Origin of the sequence: Candidatus Cyanaurora vandensis (genome assembly GCF_013285555.1) — a bacterium.
GTDB lineage: Bacteria > Cyanobacteriota > Cyanobacteriia > Gloeobacterales > Anthocerotibacteraceae > Cyanaurora > Cyanaurora vandensis.
The window spans coordinates 1-6,485 of record NZ_JAAXLT010000043.1 but is presented as its reverse complement, the minus strand read 5'-3'; the positions used below and the strand labels follow the sequence as shown (position 1 = coordinate 6,485).

Genomic DNA, 6,485 nt, shown 5'->3' with positions numbered 1-6,485 from the left:
GTAATTGGTTGCCGTGGGATAGCCAATCGTTGCGTAGGACGCGACAAAGGGTCTGCGGCAGTCTTTGCAGATAAAGCATTGTTTGCCGTAGCGATGACCATTTTTACCGATGCGGGTGGCGGCCCATGGCGGACATTCCATTACTCCACTATGCAACGCCAGCTACGTAGGTCAGGGTATAGTTGACCTGGGAAATTAACCGGTATTGGCAGTCGTCGAGTTTAGTAAAACTCATCGGCTAAAGGGCAGGTCACGGCTCCACTATCCGACCGACTCCTTTTGCGCTGCGTAGGTCCTGTGTGTTTTTAATATCCTCTGTACCTATCTATCTGTGATGCTCTACTTTGTTATTTTCACAGATAGTATAAACACCTAACTCGGCAACTGTTCTAATTGGCCCATGATGCTCTCCAGATATTGCGCGGTCCAGCTTTGCGCCGCTGCTACATCTTGGGCTGCAATCGCTTCAAACAATTGATGGTGGTGTAGAGCTTGATTGCCACATTGGATATCGGGGTCGGCGACCAGTTTGTTGAGGGCCAGCCGTAACTGGGTCGTGAAAGTTTGGTAGAGGTCCGCGAGGACTGCATTCTTACTTGCTGTCGCCACCGCCAAATGAAAGGCCACATCCGCATCCAAAAAAGCCCGGTCATCCCCAGCAGCGCGAGCCAAGCGACGTAGGTGGAGTTGTTCTTGCATCCGGGCCAAGTCCTGTTCATCGCGGCGTTGAGCAGCGAGACCCGCCATCTCTAGTTCCAGAAGCCGACGCACCTCGTAGACTTCACGGATGGCTGCCCGTTGTAAGCGTAATTCCAAGGACTCCGCTGTGGTCGTCCGTGCCCGCACATAGGTCCCGTCCCCCTGTCGGACTTCCAGAAGCCCACTGTGAGCCAAGACCCGCACGGCCTCCCGCAACGTCGAGCGGCCCACCCCTAACTGGTTCATCAACTCACTCTCCGGGGGCAACTTGGTCCCCACGGGGAACTCCCCCAAGGCCAGCCGTTCCTGGAAATGTTGGATCACTTGGGCGGTCAGGTTTTGGCGTTGCACGGGTGTCTTCATACGTCTGGTGTCTTCATACATCTGATCATAGGACGTAGAACTACCCCCCACAAGATTGCTAGCTTGTCAACCGGGTCAAGGACTCAGCTTCGATGAAAATACGACGGGCGGTCGGGACTTTGGCACGGATCGCCTCCTCGGTGCGGTCAATAACCTGTTCTACCTGTTGGAGGGAGAGGTCCGGGCGGAAGGTCACGGCTAGTGTCACCATCACTTCCTCCGGGCCGAGTTGGGGGATGAGTAGTTCTTCGATACTCAAGATCTCCGGGATCTGACCAATACTGGCGCGGACTGAAGTGTATGTTTCGTCACTTGCACCCTCCCCAATTAACAAAGACCGCGATTCCAAGGCCAAAAAGACTCCCACGACACAAAGGATGATCCCAATCACGATTGAGGTCAGGCCATCCACAATCGGTAAATCAAACGTTACCGTTATCCACAGGCCCACAAGCGCGACCGCTGAACCGACAATTGCTGCTGTATCTTCAAATAACACCGTCGGAATTACCGGGTCGCGGGTCTCCAGGATCGTTTTCCAAAAAGGCCGCTCCTGCCGATAGTTATTGAATTCTTTGACGGCGACCGAGAGGGAATAACTCTCAAAAAGAATTGCCAGGGTGAGGACAATGTAGCTCCAAAATGGGTCAACACTGTGGGCTTCAGTTTCAAAAAAAGCTTTCTTCGTCCCCTCGTAGATCGCAAAAACGCCGCCCAAAAAGAAAATAACTACACTCACCGTAAAAGTCCAAAAATATACTTCCCGTCCATAACCCAGAGGCCGACGGGCATCGGCGGGGCGTTTACCCTGGTTCAACCCATACAACAGCAAAAGTTGGTTGGAGGTATCGGCAAATGAGTGTAATGACTCCGCTAACATTGCCGTGGAGCCAGAAACCACCGCCGCCCCGACCTTAGAAATTGTAATTAGACCATTGCCAATCAGAGCCGCGACCACCGTTGCTTGAGAACCTGAAGCCATACCCCTCACCCGTCGGGAACATCCCTAAGATACTGGATTACGTGCGCGGTTGGCCCCTCAGGGGGGCCTGGAGGGTCAGGGTCAAGAGACGGTCTGGCTCCAGAGCAATCGTCTCTGGCGGGGCACCGCCTGTGACCGCGCCCATGGCTCCCCCCGCCAGGAGTAAGGGCAGGGCTAACCCCCCAGTCACAATCCCTAAAGCTACCCCGCCCGCTACGCCATAGGCTGAACCCTTGAGGGCACCATCATCCCCTACCACCCGTGGGTCTGGCTCGGTACTGAGTGGGGGGCTGACGGCATTGAGTTCATAGGTTTGGGCACCGATGGTGACTTTTTCGGCGACGAAGTAATTACCGAGGACTACCGTCCGAGTATTGATTTTGTAACTGGAACGCTGACGCGCTTTGATTTCACGCGTGATGGGTTTAAAAGTACCTTGGACGCGGCTGCCACGCGGGATGACCCGTTCACCCTGCACGCCCATCACGTCTTCTGCCACCTCTAGGACTAGGGGGAACTCAGCATGGGCGGCGAAAAGGGTGGACTGATAGACCTTGACGGGCATTTTGGCCCCGATGGGTAAGAGGACGATACCCACATCCTGGCGCAATAGTTTGGGCTGCCAGGGTGTTTCAGCAGGTTGGATGGGCTTGATGGGCTGGGGGGCTGGCGTGGTCCGCACGGTCTGGGGCGGCTTTACCGTAGTCGGCGGGGGTACAACTTGCGGGGCAGTATCTGGAGGCATCGTGTTTAGAGTAGGCGGCGGGGGTGGTAGGGGACTAGGCCGCACATATTCATAGCCTTGGGCCAGTACCGGGGTCCCAAGGGTCAGGAGTAAAAACCAGTGCTTCATCAGGCATACCAGACTGAGTTGCACTAAGTATAGCGTCAGAGCTTAGGATGACACCAAATATGGAACAGGTTAGAACTCGCTAGGCGGTTCTAACTCCTGTTGGATGCGGTTGGGCAGGGGGTTTTGGAGGGGTTGCCACTTGGGGAGCATATCCGGGAGCGACAGACCTTCTAAGGGGTTGCGTGACTCGCGGACTTTGTGCCAAACCGAACGGGCCATCAACAGAGTCCGCTCCGTCACCCCGGCACCCAGAGCCGTGAAATAAGCCTCGCGCTCCGGTTGGTAGTCCGCCGAAGCCACCTCAAGCCCGGTGTGGGGATAGTAGAGGGCGATTTGGGCTATGGTCTGGAGTAAGGGCGCGTAGAGCCAAGTGTAGGCTGGGTGGACCCAGAGGTGGACACGGTGGGGCTGTAGGCCGGGGTCGCGCTGTAAATAGAGGTCAAAAGCACCAATGGCGGCTTTACGTTGGGGTTCGTAGACATAGCGCGAGACCCGTTCTTGACGGCTGAGGACCAGTCCCACGGTGTCGGTCAACCGTTGCAGATAGTTGCGGCGGAAATCGTCGAGATGACGGTTATAGATATTGCGGACAATGGGCGGCATCGCTACAGTATCAAGTTCACAGAGTAAGTGAGCATCGGCATTACTGACGGGCCGCAATTGTAAGGGGTTATGGGATGAACCAGACAAACCCTGCAAAGTCTCCGGGGCTAGATACCAATAACTCTGCTCAGCTAAGGACTGGAAGCCCTTCTCGCGGTAGACCGCCAGGGATGCTTTGTCATGGATATTAATCTCTAAGATCCAAGTCCGGGCATTGCGGTAATACTCAAATACCCAGCCCATCAACAGCAGGCCAATCTGCTGACTAGAGAACTCTTCATTTACAATCAGACGGTCAATACGCCAAGTCGTGCGCGTGACATTGACCGGGGAGACCTGGATCATCCCCACCACCTTGCCTTCCACCTGAGCCACATACACATCAAAAATATGCTGGTAGCGGTTAGGGAACAAACTCAAAAGCCGGACGGGTCCATACCAGTGACGCATTTGGTCAGTAGACAACAAACTCACCGAATGTTCGCCCGCCGCGCTAGCTCCACACAGGGCCGCCACCGCTTCCAAATCAAGAAACTGGACCCGTCGAATCAAAAACACAACGCACCTCAGACCCGGCTGTTACCTCCATTATGCCCGTCTTGAATAGTCCGTCCGCCCCACTTGCGGGGGACGCCTTAAATAACGGTGAAGTCAAACAACCGCTCTACTAACCAGACTAGTCCCATGCCGACGACTAACCCCGAACCACCCAAAAACGCCACCCGCCGGTAAAACCAAGACTCCCGCGTGATAAACGCCAAGGGTAAAAAGAGGGCCACAATCACCAACTGCCCCGCCTCAACTCCTAAATTGAACCCGACTAAGGCTAAGAGCAAATCCGTCCCTAACAAATTCAGATCCGCTAACACACTGGCAAACCCAAACCCATGAATTAACCCAAACCCAAAGGCCATCAACCACCTGCGGGTCCCCAAGAGTGGGAAGAAGTTATTTAACGCAGCCAAGACCACCGAGAAAGCAATCACCGACTCCACCCAGCGCGAGGGTAGTTGCACCACACCTAACGTCGCCAGACTGAGAGTAATCGAGTGCGCCACCGTAAAGGCTGTGACCACCTTGAGGACATCCTGAAAAACAAAGGGGAACTCCGACACCGGCACCCACTTCCCCCCCTGCCGCACCAGCACTGCCGGGAGGAGTAAGGTCAAGAGAAACAAAATATGGTCAAACCCAATCCAGATATGCCAAATCCCCTCCCCGACAAAACCCAAGAACTGAGCCGGACCCGCTGTCTTGGCTCCTAAGGTCAAGGTCTGTTCAGCCTGGGCAGGACTAAAAATTGCCGTCTGGGTCTGCCCATCCGCTTTAAGGTTTAGTAGTCCCCGATGTTGGGGATCGAGGTCAAAAAATAGCCGATAGCTGATCTTCAAAGCGGCGGGAACTTCAGCACAGGTCGCCGTGAAACGCAGGACCGCATAGGCCCCGTCCGTGTGGTTGTCCACCAAAAAGCCCGTGGGGGAGACCGGACACGCCCCGCCACTGGTTAGCTGGAGCCGGGGTTGGGCGTAGGCCAGGACCGCCGCTTCCTGACGACGCAACTCGCCCCAGGTAATCGCCCCATTATTGTCGCTATCTAGCCCAATTGCGTAATCTAAATCCCGCAGGGCAACATCCCACTGCCCGAGGATGCGGTTTTCCTGGACGGTGAATTGGAGATAACTATCACTGGGTTTATGCGCTAGAGCCGGACCCGACCAAACTAAGCCCAGACAGAGCCATAGTAACCACCTCATTTCCCACTCCCTAAGGCTTTGACGAGTACAGCCAGTTGTTTATCTTCGGTGCGGACTTCTTGTAACCAAGTCAGGGCGGGTTGGGCGGCGGTTTTATCCCCGGCGGCGAGGGCAGCCGCAAGGAGTAAGTAGGTATCAGCCGGTTCACGTTGAATTTGCCAATTCGCTTGGGCCACAGGGAGAGCCTGTTTGGGTTGCTTGAGGACTTGCAGTAAAAACCGGGCCTCTTCGCGTTGGTGGACCGTATCGCCGCGCAGACGACTGGCGGCAAAACGAGCGGTCAAGTCGGCGCGGTGGGTAGCCAAAACCGGGGCTTTGAGGGTTTGTTCCGCTAGCACTAGCCTGAGCAACAATCCATCGACCCGCGTCTGGTCCTTGAGTAAGTCCACTACGGCCTGGGGACGGCCCTGGTCCAGGAGGAAATCCGCATAGGCTCCCAACAAATAGGCATCGGGTCCGAGGGCCATCGCCTGCTTGAAGTGTAGTTCGGCGGCTTTAGCCTGGCCTTGACGCGCCGCAATCTCGCCCAATAATGTCGTAGCCCATAATTTCTCACCCAAACCAGCCTGGGGAGATGCTTTTAGGACCCGCGCCAGCAGCCTGTAGCTCTGCTCCGCCTGTCTGTTCAGACTGGCCACGCCCGCTAGACAACTCACCGTGACTAACTCAGTAGATAGCTGTATGAGGGAAGCGCAGTCCTGTTTCGCAAGGGCATATTCTCCCTGGACCTGATAGACGACCGCTCTGGTCAAGCGGGCCTGGGCCGAGCGGGGGTCCGCTTTGATTAGTTGCTCAAGGTCTGCCAAGGCACCTTTGAAATCGTGGCTACTCTGACGCAGGGTCGCCCGCATTAATAAAACTTCAGCGGGGGGCTTCTCCCACCAGGGTGCTAGGACCGCTTGGGCATAACCGTTGTAGCGTGGGTCAGCCGTAAGACGGCCCATCTCAATGTAGCGGCGAGACAAAGTTAATGCCTTGGGTAAATCGCGGGGAGTCCGGCTGAGGTCAGCGCGTAGTTGGCTCAATTCACGGGCTACTGGGTCGAGGGGCTTGGTCCGCAACTGCTCTAATACTTGGTCATCGCGCTCAGGAATAAAAGGTGTTGCCCAGGCTGGCGTTCCTAGCACAAGGGAAAGTATGAGGAAGAGGCCCCTCCGCCCCACTAGTGGGGAACCAAGGCTAGAAAGGAAAATTTTTGCCCCTACCCTGCTCACGGGGGAGGGGGCTGGGG

The 6,485-nt window shown here is 55.7% G+C and carries 6 protein-coding genes; all 6 read right to left on the bottom strand.

Annotated elements, in window-relative coordinates:
- Positions 1 to 372 precede the first annotated feature (372 nt).
- The 6 genes from HFM78_RS02650 to HFM78_RS02625 all read right to left on the bottom strand — a co-directional run bounded on the left by HFM78_RS02650 (position 373) and on the right by HFM78_RS02625 (position 6,381).
- A complete protein-coding gene (locus tag HFM78_RS02650) occupies positions 373 to 1,062 on the bottom strand; it encodes a FadR/GntR family transcriptional regulator (protein WP_287127868.1) in 690 nt (229 codons plus the stop codon).
- 58 nt (positions 1,063 to 1,120) lie between these two features.
- Complete coding sequence (locus HFM78_RS02645; protein ID WP_287127867.1) at positions 1,121 to 2,044, bottom strand: cation diffusion facilitator family transporter; 924 nt, start codon at positions 2,042 to 2,044, stop codon at positions 1,121 to 1,123.
- A 37-nt stretch (positions 2,045 to 2,081) separates the two neighbouring features.
- The gene (locus HFM78_RS02640; RefSeq protein ID WP_287127866.1) at positions 2,082 to 2,897 is read right to left on the bottom strand and encodes a hypothetical protein; all 816 of its coding nucleotides are present in this window, start codon (positions 2,895 to 2,897) and stop codon (positions 2,082 to 2,084) included.
- A 69-nt stretch (positions 2,898 to 2,966) separates the two neighbouring features.
- Positions 2,967 to 4,058: a GNAT family N-acetyltransferase gene (locus HFM78_RS02635; protein WP_287127865.1), complete on the bottom strand. Its 1,092-nt coding sequence runs from the start codon at positions 4,056 to 4,058 to the stop codon at positions 2,967 to 2,969.
- A gap of 77 nt (positions 4,059 to 4,135) precedes the next feature.
- A complete protein-coding gene (locus tag HFM78_RS02630) occupies positions 4,136 to 5,254 on the bottom strand; it encodes a HupE/UreJ family protein (RefSeq protein WP_287127864.1) in 1,119 nt (372 codons plus the stop codon).
- On the bottom strand, positions 5,251 to 6,381 hold the full coding sequence (locus HFM78_RS02625; protein WP_287127863.1) for a lipopolysaccharide assembly protein LapB: 1,131 nt from the start codon (positions 6,379 to 6,381) through the stop codon (positions 5,251 to 5,253). Before HFM78_RS02625 ends, HFM78_RS02630 begins: the two co-directional genes overlap by 4 nt.
- Positions 6,382 to 6,485 lie beyond the last annotated feature (104 nt).